The following is a 17171-nucleotide window of genomic DNA, read 5'->3' on the forward strand; positions in this document are numbered from 1 at the left end:
GCTTATCGACCCGCCTGTTCGACCGCGTTAATGAGCGCGCGGCCAATCGGGGCAGCGACGGATGCGCCGGTGGCGCCTTGGCCCTGACCGCCACCGTTTTCCACGACGACAGCCACGGCGACATCGGAGTCCGGAGCGAAGGCGATGTACCAAACGTGCGGTGCGTACTCGCCGCGGACAGCACCGTGTTCCGCGGTACCGGTCTTGGAGGCAATACGCGAACCGTTGCCGCCCGAGTGTGACTCGGAACCGCGCATCAGCTCAGTTACGGTTTCTGCGATCTCCGGCGAAATCGCCTCGTCGGCTTCAATCGGCTTGAAGGACTTGATCTCGGAGAGGTCGGCACCTCGCACCGATTTGATGATCTGGGGTTCCATGCGCACGCCACCGTTGGCAATCGTGGCGGCGATGATGGCGTTGTCCAGTGGCGTAAACGACACGTCGCGCTGACCAATGGAGGTTTGCCCCAGCGAGGACTGATCCGGAATCTCACCGACGGTGGAGGGCTGAATCGGCAGACCCGCGTCGTCGTGGGTCTCACCGATGCCGAATCGCTTGGCGACGTCCTTGAGCGCATCGGCCCCGTACTGCATACCGAGCTCCGCGAAGGCCGTATTACAGGACTGCGCGAAAGCCTGGCGGAGAGTCGTAGTAGCCCCGCCGCAGGTCGAGCCACCGTAGTTTTCCAACGTGGTGGTGGTATCCGGCAGCGTAATCTGCGGTGCGCCAGTGACCGAGGTGTCCGGGGAGGCGCCTTGCTCCAGTGCCGTGACCGTGGTCAACACCTTGAAAGTGGAACCCGGCGGCAGCGGACGCTGAGTGGCGTGGTTGAGCAGCGGTGCACCCTCATTGTTATTGAGGGACTGCCAGGTACTCTCGTCGCCGGCCGCGATGTCATTCGGGTTGAACGACGGTGTGGAGGCCATCGCGAGAATTTCACCCGTCGATGGGCGAATGGCGACGGCGGAGCCGACGTAGCCGCGTTCAGCGAGTTGTTGGTACGCAGTCCGCTGAGCGTTCGGCAACAGCGTCAGCTCTGCGGAAGCCCCAGAAGGTTCCTTGCCCGTGACCATGTCGAGGGCGCGGGAAGTAAACAGCGAAGGGTCGCTGCCGTTCAAGATCTCGTTTTGAGAGCGTTCGATACCGGCGGAGCCGTAGATGTCCGACAGGTATCCGACCACCGCGGCATATGCCTCCGGGTCGGTGTCGTAGCTGCGGTCATAGAAGCCGTTCTCGCCCTTGACCGAGTGGGCCAGAATGTCGCCGTCAGTGGTGATCTGGCCGCGAGGTTTGGACTTTTCCTCCAGGAACTGGCGGCTATTCAGCGGATTGTGGGCGTACTTATCCTGCTGGAAGCCCTGGATGTAGGTCAGGTTCGCCAGTAGAAGAACGAAGAGTCCGAGTACGACAACAAAGATTTGGCGAATGGTCTTATTCATCTACTGGTTCACCCCCTGAGCTGCGTTGGCATTGCCGTTGAGGCCAGAAGGGGTGCTTGGAATGCCCCAGGGGCGGTTGGCCTCGTCAGATACACGCAGCACGATGGCCAACATGATGTAGCTGGCCAGCAGTGAGGAACCACCGGCTGACATGAACGGTGTGGTCAGACCGGTCAGTGGCATCAGCTTGGAAACGCCGGCTGCAACCACGAACAGCTGAATGGCCATCGAGAATGCGACACCGGCCGCCAGCAGCTTGCCGAAGGAATCACGCACCGCCAAGCTGGCCGAAATAGCGCGGGAAATCAGAATCGCGAACAGCAGGATGATGGCACTCAGACCGGTAAAACCGAGCTCCTCACCAAAGGCGGAGAGGATGAAGTCAGAGTGTGCCACTGGGATGTTCTGCGGGTAGCCCTGGCCCAGACCGGTGCCACCGATGCCACCCCAGCTCATGCCGAACAGACCCTGCGAGAGCTGGTAACCGCCCTCATCGTAGGAACCCAACGGGTCCAGGAAGTGCGTGACGCGCGCCTGAATCTTGTCCGACACCATGTAGACGCCGACGCCACCGATGGTCACCAGCCCCATGCCTATGATGAGCCAGGAACCACGACCGGTGGCAGCGTAGAGCATTGCCAGCACAGTGCCGAAGAGCACCAGCGCCGGACCAAAGTCATTCTGCAGAGCCATGATGACGGTAGCAATGCCCCAAATCAGCAGAATCGGGCCCAGATCGCGAACACGCGGGAAATCAATGCCCAGGAAACGCTTGCCTGCGACATTGAACAGCGAACGCTTATTCACCAGCAGCTGCGCAAAGAAAATCAGCAGCATAACTTTGGCGAACTCACCAGGCTGCATGGAAAACGGGCCGATGGAAATCCAGATGCGGGCATCAGCATTAATCGACGACGGCCACACCAGCGGTAGCGCCAACAGAATCAAGCCGCCGAGACCCAGCAGATACGAGTACTGCGACAGCGAGTGATGGTTGCGCAGCAGGACGATCACGCCGATAAACAGTGCGACACTGAGTACGGTCCACATGATCTGGTTGCGCACTAACGAGGTGTCATTGGCCAGGTCGAGGCGGTGAATCATCACCAACCCCAAGGCATTGAGAGTGGCTGCAACCGGCAGCATCACCTGATCGGCGTTGGGCGCCACAAAGGTCAGTGCGATATGCGCCACTGCAAAGATCACAAAGAATCCGCCAATGATGTAAAAGACATCGGCGGTCAGAGAGTTGCCCTGAGCCAGTTCCAGCGAAATAAGTGCCAAAAGCAACAATCCTGCCGACAGCAGCAGCAGGAGCATTTCCTTCATCCGAAGCTGTCGCTTCGCGGTAGTTTCACTCATTTTCGCACCTGCCTACAGTTGACTCCTGGCTTCGAACCCAGCTTTTCATCCTTCTTGTCGGCGGAAGTTGCGTCCTTGTCGTCGTCGGACACGGACAGACATACTGGCAGTGCCGACTCCGCCAAACGGCCAATCTGGTCGCTGACACCGTCGTAGGAATCAGCCGGCAGACCTTCCAGCGAATTGCGTGCCGCCGGCGAGAGATCTTCCGGCGTCATGATGTGGCAGTTGACCTTCTCCTTCGGCGTCCCAGCCGGAGGCAGCTGAACTTTGTTGTCATCGGTCAAACAGATGAACTGATGCGGCTCTTGCAGATTGAAGCCCAGCAAACTACCGGGCACGCCGTGCATCAACTGCACCTGCCCGTCAACCACCGCGAGATGGTACATCGATTCCTTCTTCTGCCAGCCCCAAATACCAAGGCCGGCCAAACCGGCCACCAGCACCAGCACCACAGAAACAACTAGCCACTTGCCCTTGGAAGCCTTCTTCTCCGGCGCCGAAGTCACTGCAATTTCCTGCGACTTCCGCGGGCGGAGTGCCGCCGCGCGACCCGCTGCAGTATTGGGGCGGGGGAGTTCCTCCTCCGCACTCTGCAGGGCACCGGCCAGGGCGGGCTCGTAAGGCGTGCGTGCCGACGAGTCGACAACATCGGCAACCACCACGGTGATGTTATCCGGACCACCGGACTTCAACGCGTAGTCAATGAGCTTGGTAGCGGCCTCGTCCGGAGTGCCCTCCGAGAGCACATCCTTGATGGTGTCCGCGGACACTGGATCGGATAGACCATCCGAGCACAGCAGGTAGCGATCGCCCTCGTGAACATCGCGATAAGACAAAGTAGGCTCCACCGGGCGACCGGTGAGAGCCTTCAAAATCAGTGAGCGCTGAGGGTGAATTGCCGCTTCTTCTTCGGTGAGATTGCCCTCGTCCACCAGCGACTGCACATAAGTGTCATCCCGGGTAATGCGGATGAGCTCCCCGTCGCGCAGCAGATAGCCACGCGAGTCACCGACATGGCACATGCCCAGGCGGGTGCCGTCGAAAAGCAGAGCAGTCAGCGTAGTACCCATGCCTTGCGTAGAGGGGTTCTGCTCAATTTCATCCGCAATGGAGTTATTGCCCTCTATGCAGGCGCTGCGCAGGGACTCGAGCAAATCGGGGCCGGGCTGATCATTGTCCAGCCGAGAGACGGCCGCAATCATCAGCTGAGATGCGATTTCTCCGGCGGCGTGGCCACCCATGCCGTCGGCAAGCGCGAGCAGACGCGAACCCGCATAGGCGGAGTCCTCGTTGTTCTGTCGGATGAGGCCGCGGTCAGAGCGGGCCGTGTAATTCAGAGCAAGACTCATGGTTGCAACCTCAAAGTTGTACGGCCAATACGAAATTCCATACCCGAAGCCAGGCGTTCCGGCTGTTCCACGCGCTGGCCATTGAGGAATGTGCCATTGCGGGAGTCCAGGTCTTCCAGGTACCAGATGCCGTCGCGGTTGATGACGCGAGCGTGCTGGCCCGAGGCGAAGTCATCGTTGAGGACGAAGGCATTCGACTCTGAACGGCCAATAGTGATGTCGCGTTGGTTGTTTAGGTTCATGCGCGAACCCGCCAGCGGCCCGGAGGTGACAAGGAGCTGATGTGGAGTCTGCGAGCGCTGGAAACGCTTGGCCGGAGCACTGCTGGCCTGCCGAAGTGGGCGCAGCGGAGCCGAGCCTGTTGTTTCTGTACGCAGGGTGCGAAGCGTCATCCAAATGAAAAACCACAGGACGACCAGCACGCCGATGCGCGAAAGCAGAAAAACGATAGCTTCCACGTCCGAGGAACCTCCTTATGTAGAGCTGGTGGGTCCGCAAACCGAACACACGGACGTAATTATTCCAGGAATGTGTCGGCAAACCTAGGGCAGTGGCATGTGAACCTGGTGAACCTCACTACTTAGCGGATCTGAATCAGCGGATTTAACTAGCGGATCTGAACTTCGAGAACAGAATGCCCCAGCGAGATTTCGTCGCCGTCAGCCAGCAGCCAGTTCTCAATGGGTTCGCCATTGACAATGGTGCCGTTGGTCGAATGCAAATCGACGAGCACAGCGTCCTGGCCGTCCCACGTGATCTCGGCATGCTGGCGGGAAACACCAGTATCCGGGAGACGGAAGTCGGAAGCGGTGCCGCGGCCGATGATGTTCGAACCATGGCGCACCTCGAATACGCGCGAGGAGCCGTCTTGCAACAGCAGGGTGATGGTCTTTTCCTGGGACTGGTCTTCGTCCACGGCCGGGTTGCTCAGCTCAGTTGCCGCTTCCGGGTCGACCGCGGGGATGGGGCGGGAAGCGGTGGGGAACTGCTCGGCTTCTGGCTGCGGGTGGTAGGCGGCAGAGGTCTCTGCGGCTTGGGGTTCGTCATCGCTTTGCGACGGGGCTGCGTCAGTGTTGGCATTGTCGGCACTCTCAGCATTGCCGTCGAATGGAACGAACTCCGAAGTGCTTACGGTGTCCTCGGTGAAAGTGCTGGCCGTCTTCAGCTGGCCGGTGTGGAGCGACTCCACTGCCTGCAGGTGGACGCTGATGGTCCCGGTGAAACCCCAGCCGTTGTTACGGCAGTAGCGCGTCATGCGGTCAGCCAATTGATTCGGCAGGTTGGGCTCTGACGCGGAGAGGTTTTTGTAATCGGCGGCGCTGATGCCAATGCGGAAATCATTGGGTGCCAAGTACTGACCGTTGGCGTCCTGCATCAGGAAATCTTCAATTTCCTGCTTTAGGCATTCTTCTAACTCATTCGGGACAACCTTGCCGCCGAACACGCGCGCAAAGCTGTTGTCGAGCCCGCGCTGAAGCGAGCTATCGAGCTTGCGGATGCGTCCTAGGAAATCCATCTGACTAAAGAAATTCGCCTTCTCCCGCCAAACCGCGGCGGGTTACGTGAAAAATGTGCATAAAAATTATCGATACTTTAGCAACAGTATAGAGCCCTACACCTTCAGTTAAGGGCTAGGAACTGCTGAGGTTTATCAAATAGTGACGACGCTTGTGGGGTAGGTTGCTATTGCTAAGTGCGAAAAAGGCGCCTTAAATGCCGTTGGAAAGTGCTTGAAAAGTGGTGAAAAACGCGCGCTGGCCTGGGGATTTGGTGGTGTATTAGCGCGGGGTGTTATAGTTCTATTCGTTCCCACGGGCGAGTGGCGGAATGGCAGACGCGCTGGCTTCAGGTGCCAGTGTCCTTTACGGACGTGGGGGTTCAAGTCCCCCTTCGCCCACAGTGAAGATCCTCGGAAGTGTAAAAGCTTCCGAGGATTTTTTGTTTGTGGTGGGGGTTAGCGTGGGGGCTTGGATTGAAGCAGAGGCAGATGCTGAGCTGAGGTTGTTGGCTTGTCCTGTAACCCTCCTTTAACCCTGTCCGGCACTTATGGCCAGGTTTCGGGGACTTATCGATGTATTTCTCTCACTTATCGATGGATTCTCCTGACTTATCGATGGTTTTTCGGCACTTATGCGCACGCTGTGGGCCAGACCCTCTCACTTGTCGATGCGCTATTCACTTGTGGCCACGCTGCAGTGCATCGATAGGTGAATAGCGTGGCCACAAGTCGTCGGATGCGTCGGCCAGCTGGTATTGCAGCCGGCTCGCGAGAAGGGAAGTATAAATCCCAAAACTGATTTTGTATTGAAAGTGGAAGAAAACTCGAATAGTTTTGAGATGTGCATGAGGACAGTCGACCCCATCTGCGACATTGGTATAGCGGTGTTCAGTCATGAATTTGGCTCACGGCCATATTTTAACGATCATTTGGTATCTGTTTATATCGTGAAAAATCAACTCAAGAATGTGTAAGAAATATTAAGAGAGAGCTTGCATGGTGAGGAATCTTCTTCCGAGGAAAGCCTGTCCGTTCATAGTCGGAAGGTAAGCATGAAAATTATATTTAGAGCAATTCTGGTTACCGCAATTATTCTTGAAGTAGTTCTTTTCCTTCTTATGAATGTGGTATCTGGTTTGCCGGGTTGGGTATTCCTGTTACCACTTGCCGTTGTAGTTGCGGCTCTTCTCTTACTGTTTGGAGGTATGCGGCAAGACTATCTCAGAAATGGTAGGTCATGGGCTGCTTCGCTGTCCGAGACGTCAAAGAATTTTGGCGTACCTCGAAAAATACTAGCGCTACTTGTTTCGGAAGTTAGCTCACTGATAGCTGCTTTTACATTCTTTAGACCTCAGAAAAATGTCGACAGTGAAGTCAGATCCTTTACTGTGCACAAAAATCTTCGAACTGTTGTTTTTATGGTATTAGCGCTGAGCATTGTAGAAATCGGCATAGTGCATTTTGCTATTTCTAATACATTTTGGCGATATTTCTTGCTGGTAATTAGTGTTTATGCCGTAGTTCTTTTATCTGGATTTTACGTAACTGTTCGGAACCATCCACATCTCATAACACCGCAAGGACTCGTACTGCGAAATGGGCGAAGGCTTATTTGCGAAATTCCATGGTCACACTTACGCCATGCGAGCTCCGTAACGGCAGGTGAAGGAGGGGACGTAGCAATTGACGAAGACGGCAATCTCAGGGTGCCTGTTTTGAGTGAAGTGAACGTTAGGCTAGAAGTGGATTCGCCAGTCGTGGCAGAAGATCTTTACAAGGGGCTAATGATGGTTTCCTCGATTGAGATATACTGCGACGACAAAGACGCATTCCTCCGTAATCTCGCTGAGGAAAGGAATGCGCATTAAACGCTTGACAGCTTCCAGGTCCGGCAACCAACCCCGACCTATCGCCAGAACTTGGTCATCCCGCGCTTGTCCTCCATGTTGAACTCAATCATCTTGGTTAGCAGGTCCAGCGGCATGGACTCGGCCTTGCCGTCCTTCGGCCAGGGGAAGCGGACCATCATCTTGCCGTAGGAGAGGCCGCGGGCATCGAACTCGTCGGTGAACTTTTCAACACCTGCGCGGGTCGAAGATGGACGGCCATTATTGATGAGGATGCCCTGGCGGATTTAGCGATGTAGGTAGGGGCTAGCGCTTAGCGTACTTCTCCAGGTGAGCTGCGAAGCGAGCGGCGAAATGGTCAATTGTCTCGACCTCAGGAAGAAAAGTAATCCGGACATATGTCCCGCCTTTCACATTGAAAGCGCTGCCTTGGACGATGTGAATGTGTTCTGCTTCCAGAAACGAGAGAACGAAGTCCTCATCCTTATCAATTTCGTAAATATTGCCGTCTAGTCGAATGAAAATGTACAGCGCCCCTTGCGGCTCGATGAACGAGATTCCGGGAATCTTGCTGAGTGCTGTAGTGGCAGCAACTTTTTGTTCGAAGAGGCGGCCACCGGGTCGTACTAAATTGTCGATGCTGTGTTCTTTGCCCAGCACGGCAGCAATCGCGTGCTGGGCCGGAATTGAGGCGCACATCCGCATTGAGGCCAGTAGTCGAATTCCTTTAAACAGGGTGTCCTGTTCGCGAAATCCAGTTGCAGTCACCCATCCAGCTCTCAATCCGGCCAAGCGATGCGTCTTGGAAAGGCCGGAGAACGTTAAGCAGGGGACATCCTGCGCTAGGCAAGCTGTTGGAGTGAATGAGGCTCCAGGGTACACAATGCGGTCGTAGATTTCGTCGGAAAGCAGCACTAGATTGTGCTCACGTGCGAGCTGGGCAATCTGGGAGAGAGTCTCCGGTGAGTAGATGGCGCCTGTGGGATTGTTTGGATTGATGATGACAATCGCCCGAGTTTTGGCTGTGATGGACTCGCGTATGTCATCGACGTCTGGCTGCCAATTATTTTCTTCTAGGCAGAGATAGTGCACGGGGACTCCGCCGGCGAGGGTGGTGGATGCGGTCCAGAGTGGATAGTCGGGTGAGGGGATGAGGATCTCATCACCGTCGTTGATGAGAGCTTGTAGACATAGGTTTACCAGCTCCGAGACACCATTTCCGACGAGAACGTGATCGCTATCGAGGGCGGGGAAGTCCTCATTCTGCGAGTAGTAGTCCACGACAGTCTGACGGGTGTCACTCAGGCCGAGGGAATTTGAGTATCCAGAAGTTTCCTCGAGGCCACGGTGCATAGCGGAAAGTACCTCTGCAGATGGCCGGAAGCCGAATGGGGCAGGATTTCCGACATTGAGGGGAATGACCTTTACGCCCTGACGCTGTAGCTCGTCGGCCTTGTCCTGAATTGGTCCGCGCAGGTCATAGAGAACATTGTCGAGGTGATGCGAAAAATGGATTGGGCAGGATAGCACTGCGCGCTTCGATACGATAGCGCTACTATGTATATTCATGGTTAACAGTAGCACGTCTATGTTGGTCGGCGAGCTGGAAACGTGGATTGCGCAACACAAAGCCGGAGAAAAGCTGCCATCCAGCCGTGAAATAACGCGGTCGTATTCGGTTAGCCCGGTGACAGTGCGAAACGCTATCCACGAACTGGCTACCCGCGGACTGGTAGAAGTGCGAGTCGGCGTGGGGGTATTCGTCAGGCATCGCCAACAACTCCCACGGGCGGACTTTAGCTGGCAAGTCGGAGCGCTGGGACCTCAGCCCAATACCGGAAGGGTTCTGGCCGCCACCCAGAGAGCTTCCACTGATGAGGCAATCAGTCTGCATTCCGGTTATCCGGATGAATCTCTGCTGCCAACGAACTTGGTACGAAGAGCGCTTACCAGAGTCAGTAAATCGCACGATGCCTATCGACGAGCACCGGTGCGGGGGATGGCAGAACTGCGGCAGTGGTTTGCTTCGCAACTGGTACGAGCAAATGAGCGCGATGTGGTTATTGTTCCAGGCACACAGAGCGGGCTCGGTGCTATTTTTCGTGCCATTTCACCGAAGGAACTCATCATTGAGTCGCCTTCATATTGGGGTGCAATCCTGGCTGCTCGGCAGGCTGGGATTTCTCTACTACCAGTGGAAAGTGATGATGAGGGGCCAATCCCCGAGAGTCTGGAGAGGCTGCTACGAACGAGTTCTGCACGAGCTTTTTATGGTCAACCCACGTTCGGTAACCCTCATGGGAAACGGTGGTCGACAGCTCGTCGTAAAACAATTATTGAAATCATAAGAGCGTTCAACGCTTTCCTCATTGAGGACGATTGGGCACATGATTTCGCATTCGACGCACCTGATGTTCCGATAGCGGCGGATGATGCCGAAGGGCATGTCATCTATCTGCGATCGCTGACAAAGGTGATTTCGCCTGCAGTTCGGGTAGGGGCAGTAATTGCCAAGGGGCCGGTTCTTCAGCGGATACTCGCAGAAGTTTCAGCCGAAGCGTTGTACACCAGTGGAATTTTGCAGGCCGTGGCGCTGGACGTCGTCAAGCAAAGTGCGTACGCGACGCACCTCAAAAATATGCAGGTCGCACTGCGACAGCGACGAAATGATTTGCTTGAAGCTTTATCCAGATATGCGCCGTCGGTGGAAACTCCACACGTGCCTCAAGGAGGACTCAACTTGTGGTGCAGGCTTCCCGATGGCACAGACCCCCAAGAGGTTGCCGAACGTTGCGAAGGACGGGGACTGATAGTTGCGCCAGGACGGGACTGGTTTCCCTCCGAGGAAATCGGCCCGTATTTACGCCTGAACTTCGCGGGTCCCCATCCCGAGAGATTTGTTGATGCAGCGATGATTCTGGACAGCGTGGTTTCGGGCTAGCCACTAAATTCGACGGAGACCTTCCTACCGCCAAAACTTGGCCATCCCACGCTTGTCCTCCATGTTGAACTCAATCATCTTGGCAAGCAGGTCCAGCGGCATGGACTCGGCCTTGCCGTCCTTCGGCCAGGGGAAGCGGACCATCATCTTGCCGTAGGAGAGGCCGCGGGCATCGAACTCGTCGGCGAACTTTTCAATACCTGCGCGTCCGGGGCAATGGCCATGTGCTTCTTGGCGTAGGAGAAGCCGATAATGAAAGTGCCATCAACTAACATGACTCCGAGTGGCTACAGATTTGAATACTCAGTTTGATTCCAAAAAGGCGTGGCCAGCGCTGTGGACCGTTTTGCTCGGCTTCTTCATGATTCTGGTCGACGCCACCATTGTCACCGTTGGTATTAACACCATCCAGCATGAACTGGGCGGTGAGCTCAACCAGGTCATGTGGGTGACCAGCGGTTATTTGCTGGCCTATGCTGTGCCGTTGCTTATTACCGGCAGGCTCGGTGACCTCTGGGGAGTCAAGCACACCTATGTAGCAGGCCTGGTTATCTTCGTGTTGGCGTCGCTGGCGTGTGGGTTGGCGCCGTCGTTAAGCATGCTGATCATTGCCCGCGTGGTGCAGGGACTGGGGGCCGCGCTGTTGACGCCGCAGACGATGGCGCTGATTACGCAGATGTTTCCGCCGGCGCATCGCGGTGCGGCGATGGGGCTGTGGGGAGCGGCGGCTGGAATTGCCTCGCTGACGGGGCCGCTGGCTGGTGGCGTGTTGATTGAGCTGCTGAGTTGGCGCTGGATTTTCCTTATTAATGTGCCGATTGGCCTGATCGGGCTCGTTTTTGCGTTTCGCTATCTACCGACCTTTGAGACGCACCGCAACAAGATTGACTATCTGGGCGTTGTGCTCAGCGCGATTGGTATGTTCCTGCTGGTCTTCGGCATCCAGGAGGGGGAGAGTGCTGGCTGGTCCGGTTGGATCTGGGCACTGATTGCCGCCGGTGTGGTGGTTCTTGGCCTGTTTACGGTCTGGGAGGCCAAGACGACGGCCGAACCGCTGATGCCGCTGTCCCTTTTTAAGGATCGCAACTTCACCGTCTCCTCGTTGGCCATTGCCGTGATGGGAGCGCTGGTGGTCGCGGTTGGTTTCCCGATCATCCTCTTCGCCCAGAATGCTCGCGACCTATCGACCATCCAAGCCTCACTACTGCTCGTGCCGCAGGCGCTCATTTCTGGTGTCATGGCGCCGTGGACTGGGCGAATGCTGGACCGGCTGAAGTTCCGCGAGTTCGCGCTGATCGGTTTTGGGTCCTCGCTGGTGGGCATGCTTGGGTTCCACTACCTCATCCACGAGGACCTCTCCGTGCTGTGGCTGCTACTGCCGGGCGCCGCATTCGGTGTGGCCAACGCATTTGTGTGGGGCACGCTGTCGACGGCCGCGACCCGCAACATTGACCCGACCCTCGCCGGTGCTGCCTCCGGTGTGTACAACACCATCCGCCAGATCGGCAGTGTGCTGGGTAGCGCGCTGATCGCCACCGTCATGGCTGCGGCGCTCAGCAGCAACCGTGGCGACTTCACCACCGCAATGAGTAACGCCATGTGGTTGCCGGTAGCACTGTCGGCCCTGGGTGTTATAGCGGCGCTGGGGCTTAAGAATCCGAAGTAAAACGCTCCACCATGTAGTCCGCGATACCGACGGGATCGGCTAGGAAATCCCTGGTCGCCCGTACCGCGAGGGTGTCTTCGAAGTGGGTGGTGTCGGCGTCGTCAAGCGAAATGATCGTTGCTTCCGGTGCGGCGAGCAGGATGGGGGAATGCGTCGCCATGATGATCTGTGCGCCGGCTTCTGCGAGCGCGCCGAGACGGCCGAGGAGTTCCAGCTGGCGCAGTACCGACAGTCCGGCCTCGGGTTCGTCGAGGAAGATCAGCGATTCGGCACCGAAGCGGCGTTTGGCCAGCGCCATGATGGATTGGCCGTGACTCATCTGGGTGAGGTCCGCCATGCCGTCACCGCCGGGGAGACTGCCGATCGATGCGTAGAAACGCGCGAGGTTTAAGTGCGCGTCGCCGCGGAAGAAGAACGTATCCGGGGGATTGCGCTTGGTCAGCGCGAGCGGAATCGGGGAGGTGCGCTCCTGCGTTTTAAACCGCGAGCCGCCGTCCGTGTCGACCCCCATCGCCGACGCCAACGCCTCCAGCACTGTCGACTTTCCCTTACCGTTTTCGCCGGTCAAGATGGTAATCGGCGTGGTGAAGGCCATGGGGAAGGGCAACGCGAGCTTTACGACGTAAGCCGGGAGCTCGGCATCATCGTGAATACGGGCCTGGCGGAGGTAGATCATGGTTGCGGCAGTTGGTCGATCTGTTTGAGCAGCTTAAAGCCGTCGGCACCCTCGATGAACGGAACCTCCTTGTTCTCCAGCTTTTCAATTGGCACTGCCGTGCCGTGGGAGAGCACGTGTTCACTGGGCGTGAGGTTGCGGATTGCGATTGCCGCGACCTTATCCGGATGCTCCGCCGCGGCTGTGCCGTAGATGAGCGGGTCGTATTGGCCGTCATCACCGACGAGAATCCAGTTGATTTCGGGGAAGTCAATAAACAGGTCCCGCAGTCGCACCTTCTTATGTTCCTTGCCCGAGCGGAACAGGCCAGTGGGCGTTGGCCCCCAATCGGTGAGCAGTAGCGGGCCCTTCGGCAGGTTGTTTCGGTGCAGGAATTTTTTTAGTGTGCCGAAGGTGTTCCATGCGCCGGTGGAGAGGTAGATGACGGGAACGTCCGTGTCCTCGTCGGTTTTGCTCGCGTAACGACGGCGAAGTTGCGCATAGAACTCGTTGAAGCCAGCGACGGCCTTGCGCTCGTCTGTCTCCTTGACCCAAGAGTTGTAGGCGGCGATGAGGGCGCGCGGCAGCATGGTGACCAGCACCGTGTCATCAATATCGGAGACGATGCCGTATTTGGTTTCCGGGGAGAGGATGAGGACCTCCGCGGGAGTGTCGTTGATGGTGATTTCGTGCCAGCCGGGTTCGAGGCCGTGATTCCGAATCAGCACCTCGATGTAGCCGTTGCTATCCGTGGTGGTTTCCACCGTGCGATTGCCGGCAGTGATGGTGACGGGAAAGTCCGCGAGTTCGACGGTAAAGAACTGCCAAAACCCGCGTTTTTTGTTTCGTTCTTCGTCTCGTTTTTTGGCCGGATCCTTCATGAGGACACGGCCGAGTACGCGAACGCGCTCTGCATTTCCGTACCCGGTGAATCCGATGATTTCCGGTTCCCAACCAGCGTTTTTGGAACGCTTGGCGGCCAGCGCGTTGATTCTTCTCTCGGTTTTGCGGACGACATCTGCCACGGACATGCTTTCCAGGATACGGGTTGACAGGGCGGGGGAGGGTGCGCGTAGGTTGGTCGGCCAAGAGAAAAGTCAACCCTTTAGGAGTGTTCTCTCTTTATGCGTTTTTCCGGTAAGTTCATCGCATCCGCCGCCGTGGCAGCAGGCATGATTGCTGCCCCGACCGCCGCCGCTAACGCTGCATCAGTCAGCGCCTGGGATCAGGTTGCGGCATGTGAGTCCGGCGGAAATTGGCAGACCAATACCGGTAACGGCTACTACGGCGGACTGCAGTTCTCGCAGCAGACCTGGAGCGGCCACGGCGGTGACCAGTACGCACCAACGGCTGACCAGGCCACCAAGGAGCAGCAGATTGAGATTGGCGAGCGCGTGCTTGCCTCCCAGGGTGCTGGCGCATGGCCGAACTGCGGTGGCCCGCTGGGTTAATCCTCCCCATCATCAAAGACTAAATCTGGCACCGCCGCGAATGACAGCCACCACTTCATGTAGTGGTCATGGCGTGCTTTCGTCTTCTGAGTAGCGCGCTTGTCAAAAGTCTGTCGCCCGAACCCGGCTAACGGTCCGGCCGGGACGGTCGCCGCGGTAACGCCGTCGGCAGAGGACCACACCTCTGAGCCGTCCTCATAAGCCGTGATATCCCAGAGCTTGTGGGTTTTCAGGTTGTGGTGCTTCCGGCATAGGCAGTGCAGATTCTGTGTGTCGGTGGGGCCACCGGCTTCGGGGTCTTCCTGGTTGTACGGTGCGATATGGTCAATATCGCACTTGTACGCTGGGACTTCGCAGCCGGGGAAGCGACACGTGCCGTCACGACCGTGGACGCGGGCAACCTGCGCTGGGGTTGGGCGGTAACCATTGGTGGCGCTGTCTGCTGAGAGGCGGACATGCGTCACCTTTTGCATCCACTCTTCCGTGACCAGCGCGCCGAGCCAGCCGGCACCGTCCAGCCAGGCGTCATCACTGTGGGGTTCGCGGAAAACGTTGAGCACAACTTCCGCATTGGTGCGCTGGTGAATCAGTTCCACAAATGCATCCGCCTGCGTCATTTCTTCATTCGCGCGGAAGACCGTTTCAATTGCGCACATGGCGAAGTAGGCGCGATCCGGGCGCAGCGTGAGAATGATTTGGGAGTAGCTGTCGGGGCGTTCCACCAGAGTCACCGATTCCGTATCGGTGATGGTGGGAATTGTGCCGTCGGCGCGAGCACGGTCGTCCAAATCCGCAGCAATATCACCAATTTTGGTGGTAAGCGTGCGAGGACCAATCATCGCTTGACGACGCTTCCGTGGCGTAACCAATGCCAGAATTTTCTTCTCCGCATCGGGTATTTGGTCTGGCTCGATGCCGACCACGCCATGTGCAATGATGCCGAGTTGCCGCATGGATAACGCGTAGCTTTCCCGGGCGTAGGCCGCTAGCTGAGGCATTTTCTCCAGCAACAGACCAATGTCACAGATACGCAGTGCTTCACTGCGGGTGATTCCCAGGCGAACGCTGATGCGAGCGGCATGGTTTTCAACGTCATCATCGCCTGCCGGGCAGCAGGCTTCAATCAACTCAAGGTGGGTGCGGTTAGTAGCCCGCGCGAGTGCTGAGAGCTCATCTTCAGGATTTTCATGAGCCCAATATGGTTCGGGTACTTGTTCGGACTTCATTGGATCCCCCTGGTGTTCCAATGGTTGTCGGTTTTCTTTCGAACTTACTTGCTATCGTACAGGTGCCGTTCTGGTTTGTAAAGAGAAGTGGTGAGAGATTTTGAATGGTTTTTGTAGATGTCGGCTGACCGAAAAAGCGTTTGTTACCAGGTTGTTTGCAGGTGGCGCATGGAGAGTTGCGGAAAAATATAAATAAAACACCCGTTCGAAACTGGAAGCTTGATAATCTCGCATCTATAAAGGCGGAGCTGTAAGAACCAGTGCAGAAACCAGCGCAGAAAACGGGGCAGAACCATGATTATCCGGCAAGCAACACGGGAGGACGCCGAGGCAATCGCGGAGATTTACAACGAGGCCGTAATCAACACCGTCGTCATCTGGAACGATGACACGGTCAGTGCGGAGAATCGCATTGCATGGATGGACGCTCACTGGGACAAGGATTACCCGGTTTTCGTCGCCACGCTTGACGACGAAGTCGCTGGATATGCCACCTTTAGTGACTTTCGTGACTTCGACGGGTTTCGGTACACAGTGGAAAACTCCATCTATGTGCATCCGAACTTTCAGGGCCGGGGCATTGGCGGGGCGCTCCTACAAGTAACCATTGATGCTGCCCGGGAGGCGGGAAAGCACGTTTTGGTTGCAGCAATTGACGGCAGTAATGAGGGGTCGATTGCGCTGCACGAAAAGTATGGTTTCCAGCGTGTTGGGCTGTTGCCTCAGGTAGGGACAAAGAACGGGCGTTGGTTGGACATGTTGTTAATGCAGGTCATGCTGACAGACGAGCAGCCACCCGCTGAGCCGCGCGCTTAGCGAAGGGGCCAACGCCCATAATCGTGGCTGCACCGGGGCCAACCCAGTCGCCGTAGCCGACGAACTCGATGAGGTTGGAATCGACGCTGCGGAAGGGGCTGAGCGCAGGGCGGAAACCGGTGCACCAGATGAGGTGGTCCGCGTGGACGTCGTCAAGCGAAGAGAACATGGGTGTCCAAGTGAGGGCACCGGAGTCGCGGGCTTTGCGGACGGACGGCAGGACAACGATGTCGCCGATACTGTCGGAGGGGCCGGGGTCGGGTTCGCCACGTGCGATGGCGAGTGCTCGCTGACGGTTGCGTTTGAACAGGACGCGACCGTCGACGTCGTCGGGCATCCAGCGCGGTTCGTGGCGGGTGAACCAGGTGGTGTCGATGTCGGAAAGTATCAGTTCAGCGGCGATTTGGGCGCCGGAGTTCGCCGCGCCGACAACGGCAACGCGGGAGCTTTCGAAGGGTTCGGGGCCTGGGTAGTTGGCCGAATGCCACTGCTTTGCGGAGGTCGTGCCGGGGTAGTGTGGGACGAAGGGGCGGTTGCCGGTGGCGGCGATGAGCTGGCGGGATTTGAAGTCTCCGACATCGCTGGTGAGGTGGAAGGTGCCGTCGTGGGTGACATGGGTGACGTTAACCGGACGCTGAACGCGCAGTTCGTAGCGCTTTTCGTAGGAGCTGAGGTAATCAATCACATGGGAAGCGGGCGGGAAGCCGTCATAATCGGGCATCTGGATGCCCGGAAGGTTGGAGAAACCCGGGGTGGAAAATAGTGTCATCGAGGGCCAGACACTGCGCCAGGAGCCGCCGGGAGCCGGCTGATTGTCCAGAATGAGCGGATCAATGCCGTGTTTGCGCAGGTAGTAGGCGGTAGCGAGGGCAGCTTGGCCGCCTCCGACGATGATGACATCCTCAAGCATGGTTCCAG

The 17171-nt window shown here is 57.2% G+C and carries 17 protein-coding genes and 1 tRNA gene; 6 read left to right on the forward strand and 12 right to left on the reverse strand.

Annotated features, from left to right (window positions below):
• Nucleotides 1-2: 2 nt before the first annotated feature.
• From HMPREF2847_RS03645 to HMPREF2847_RS03665, 5 genes are all read right to left on the reverse strand, one after another.
• Nucleotides 3-1439, reverse strand: a complete 1437-nt coding sequence (locus HMPREF2847_RS03645; protein WP_070851564.1) for a penicillin-binding transpeptidase domain-containing protein — start codon at nt 1437-1439, stop codon at nt 3-5.
• A complete protein-coding gene (locus HMPREF2847_RS03650) occupies nt 1440-2801 on the reverse strand; it encodes an FtsW/RodA/SpoVE family cell cycle protein (RefSeq protein ID WP_070851565.1) in 1362 nt (453 codons plus the stop codon). It lies immediately after the preceding gene.
• The gene (locus HMPREF2847_RS03655; RefSeq protein ID WP_070851566.1) at nt 2798-4153 is read right to left on the reverse strand and encodes a PP2C family protein-serine/threonine phosphatase; all 1356 of its coding nucleotides are present in this window, start codon (nt 4151-4153) and stop codon (nt 2798-2800) included. The genes HMPREF2847_RS03650 and HMPREF2847_RS03655 overlap by 4 nt, the downstream gene beginning before the upstream one ends.
• Entirely contained in the window at nt 4150-4611 is a 462-nt protein-coding gene (locus HMPREF2847_RS03660; RefSeq protein WP_016421758.1) for an FHA domain-containing protein FhaB/FipA, read from the reverse strand. The genes HMPREF2847_RS03655 and HMPREF2847_RS03660 overlap by 4 nt, the downstream gene beginning before the upstream one ends.
• Before the next feature lie 149 nt (nt 4612-4760).
• Entirely contained in the window at nt 4761-5669 is a 909-nt protein-coding gene (locus HMPREF2847_RS03665; protein ID WP_070851567.1) for a DUF3662 and FHA domain-containing protein, read from the reverse strand.
• Nucleotides 5670-5966: 297 nt separating this feature from the next.
• Here HMPREF2847_RS03665 and HMPREF2847_RS03670 point away from each other — a divergent pair.
• Both HMPREF2847_RS03670 and HMPREF2847_RS03675 read left to right on the forward strand, forming a co-directional pair.
• Nucleotides 5967-6050 (forward strand) — tRNA-Leu (locus HMPREF2847_RS03670).
• Nucleotides 6051-6703: 653 nt separating this feature from the next.
• Nucleotides 6704-7519, forward strand: a complete 816-nt coding sequence (locus HMPREF2847_RS03675) for a hypothetical protein (protein WP_070851568.1) — start codon at nt 6704-6706, stop codon at nt 7517-7519.
• 38 nt (nt 7520-7557) lie between these two features.
• On the opposite strand, the gene HMPREF2847_RS11860 is transcribed toward HMPREF2847_RS03675, so the two are convergent.
• A complete protein-coding gene (locus HMPREF2847_RS11860) occupies nt 7558-7680 on the reverse strand; it encodes a hypothetical protein (RefSeq protein WP_255468945.1) in 123 nt (40 codons plus the stop codon).
• Nucleotides 7681-7804: 124 nt separating this feature from the next.
• Nucleotides 7805-9067 (reverse strand): aminotransferase class I/II-fold pyridoxal phosphate-dependent enzyme, encoded by a 1263-nt coding sequence (locus tag HMPREF2847_RS03685; protein ID WP_070851569.1) that lies wholly within the window; start codon nt 9065-9067, stop codon nt 7805-7807.
• On the opposite strand from HMPREF2847_RS03685, the gene HMPREF2847_RS03690 reads away from it, so the two are divergent.
• Complete coding sequence (locus HMPREF2847_RS03690; RefSeq protein ID WP_070832942.1) at nt 9066-10439, forward strand: aminotransferase-like domain-containing protein; 1374 nt, start codon at nt 9066-9068, stop codon at nt 10437-10439. The two genes, HMPREF2847_RS03685 and HMPREF2847_RS03690, sit on opposite strands and share 2 nt — an antisense overlap.
• 24 nt (nt 10440-10463) lie before the next feature.
• On the opposite strand, the gene HMPREF2847_RS11865 is transcribed toward HMPREF2847_RS03690, so the two are convergent.
• A complete protein-coding gene (locus tag HMPREF2847_RS11865) occupies nt 10464-10586 on the reverse strand; it encodes a hypothetical protein (protein ID WP_255468944.1) in 123 nt (40 codons plus the stop codon).
• A 136-nt stretch (nt 10587-10722) separates the two neighbouring features.
• Here HMPREF2847_RS11865 and HMPREF2847_RS03700 point away from each other — a divergent pair, with 136 nt between their 5' ends.
• Nucleotides 10723-12105, forward strand: coding sequence for a DHA2 family efflux MFS transporter permease subunit (locus tag HMPREF2847_RS03700; protein ID WP_070851570.1), 1383 nt, complete (start codon nt 10723-10725; stop codon nt 12103-12105).
• Here HMPREF2847_RS03700 and HMPREF2847_RS03705 read toward each other — a convergent pair.
• A complete protein-coding gene (locus tag HMPREF2847_RS03705; protein WP_049181219.1) occupies nt 12089-12781 on the reverse strand; it encodes an AAA family ATPase in 693 nt (230 codons plus the stop codon). The two genes, HMPREF2847_RS03700 and HMPREF2847_RS03705, sit on opposite strands and share 17 nt — an antisense overlap.
• Nucleotides 12778-13791 (reverse strand): App1 family protein, encoded by a 1014-nt coding sequence (locus HMPREF2847_RS03710; RefSeq protein ID WP_070851571.1) that lies wholly within the window; start codon nt 13789-13791, stop codon nt 12778-12780. The genes HMPREF2847_RS03705 and HMPREF2847_RS03710 overlap by 4 nt, the downstream gene beginning before the upstream one ends.
• A gap of 93 nt (nt 13792-13884) precedes the next feature.
• Here HMPREF2847_RS03710 and HMPREF2847_RS03715 point away from each other — a divergent pair, with 93 nt between their 5' ends.
• Nucleotides 13885-14211, forward strand: a complete 327-nt coding sequence (locus HMPREF2847_RS03715) for a transglycosylase family protein (RefSeq protein ID WP_005511827.1) — start codon at nt 13885-13887, stop codon at nt 14209-14211.
• Here the strand turns inward: HMPREF2847_RS03715 and HMPREF2847_RS03720 are convergent.
• On the reverse strand, nt 14208-15437 hold the full coding sequence (locus HMPREF2847_RS03720; protein ID WP_070851572.1) for an HNH endonuclease signature motif containing protein: 1230 nt from the start codon (nt 15435-15437) through the stop codon (nt 14208-14210). The two genes, HMPREF2847_RS03715 and HMPREF2847_RS03720, sit on opposite strands and share 4 nt — an antisense overlap.
• Before the next feature lie 294 nt (nt 15438-15731).
• Between HMPREF2847_RS03720 and HMPREF2847_RS03725 the strand changes: the two genes are divergently transcribed.
• Nucleotides 15732-16253, forward strand: a complete 522-nt coding sequence (locus HMPREF2847_RS03725) for a GNAT family N-acetyltransferase (protein ID WP_070851573.1) — start codon at nt 15732-15734, stop codon at nt 16251-16253.
• On the opposite strand, the gene HMPREF2847_RS03730 is transcribed toward HMPREF2847_RS03725, so the two are convergent.
• Nucleotides 16210-17163 (reverse strand): NAD(P)-binding domain-containing protein, encoded by a 954-nt coding sequence (locus HMPREF2847_RS03730; protein WP_070851574.1) that lies wholly within the window; start codon nt 17161-17163, stop codon nt 16210-16212. The two genes, HMPREF2847_RS03725 and HMPREF2847_RS03730, sit on opposite strands and share 44 nt — an antisense overlap.
• Nucleotides 17164-17171: the final 8 nt, after the last annotated feature.

The sequence above is a fragment of the Corynebacterium sp. HMSC074C03 genome, assembly GCF_001838285.1.
Taxonomy (GTDB): domain Bacteria; phylum Actinomycetota; class Actinomycetes; order Mycobacteriales; family Mycobacteriaceae; genus Corynebacterium; species Corynebacterium amycolatum.

Bases quoted from the DNA above. Each gene is read 5' to 3' on its own strand.
- HMPREF2847_RS03675 (WP_070851568.1), top strand. From the start codon at position 6,704: ATGAAAATTATATTTAGAGCAATTCTGGTTACCGCAATTATTCTTGAA.
- HMPREF2847_RS03655 (WP_070851566.1), bottom strand. From the start codon at position 4,153: ATGAGTCTTGCTCTGAATTACACGGCCCGCTCTGACCGCGGCCTCATC.
- HMPREF2847_RS03685 (WP_070851569.1), bottom strand. From the start codon at position 9,067: ATGAATATACATAGTAGCGCTATCGTATCGAAGCGCGCAGTGCTATCC.
- HMPREF2847_RS03715 (WP_005511827.1), top strand. From the start codon at position 13,885: ATGCGTTTTTCCGGTAAGTTCATCGCATCCGCCGCCGTGGCAGCAGGC.
- HMPREF2847_RS03705 (WP_049181219.1), bottom strand. From the start codon at position 12,781: ATGATCTACCTCCGCCAGGCCCGTATTCACGATGATGCCGAGCTCCCG.
- HMPREF2847_RS03665 (WP_070851567.1), bottom strand. From the start codon at position 5,669: ATGGATTTCCTAGGACGCATCCGCAAGCTCGATAGCTCGCTTCAGCGC.
- HMPREF2847_RS03710 (WP_070851571.1), bottom strand. From the start codon at position 13,791: ATGTCCGTGGCAGATGTCGTCCGCAAAACCGAGAGAAGAATCAACGCG.
- HMPREF2847_RS11860 (WP_255468945.1), bottom strand. From the start codon at position 7,680: ATGATGGTCCGCTTCCCCTGGCCGAAGGACGGCAAGGCCGAGTCCATG.
- HMPREF2847_RS11865 (WP_255468944.1), bottom strand. From the start codon at position 10,586: ATGATGGTCCGCTTCCCCTGGCCGAAGGACGGCAAGGCCGAGTCCATG.
- HMPREF2847_RS03645 (WP_070851564.1), bottom strand. From the start codon at position 1,439: ATGAATAAGACCATTCGCCAAATCTTTGTTGTCGTACTCGGACTCTTC.
- HMPREF2847_RS03650 (WP_070851565.1), bottom strand. From the start codon at position 2,801: ATGAGTGAAACTACCGCGAAGCGACAGCTTCGGATGAAGGAAATGCTC.
- HMPREF2847_RS03730 (WP_070851574.1), bottom strand. From the start codon at position 17,163: ATGCTTGAGGATGTCATCATCGTCGGAGGCGGCCAAGCTGCCCTCGCT.
- HMPREF2847_RS03725 (WP_070851573.1), top strand. From the start codon at position 15,732: ATGATTATCCGGCAAGCAACACGGGAGGACGCCGAGGCAATCGCGGAG.
- HMPREF2847_RS03720 (WP_070851572.1), bottom strand. From the start codon at position 15,437: ATGAAGTCCGAACAAGTACCCGAACCATATTGGGCTCATGAAAATCCT.
- HMPREF2847_RS03690 (WP_070832942.1), top strand. From the start codon at position 9,066: ATGGTTAACAGTAGCACGTCTATGTTGGTCGGCGAGCTGGAAACGTGG.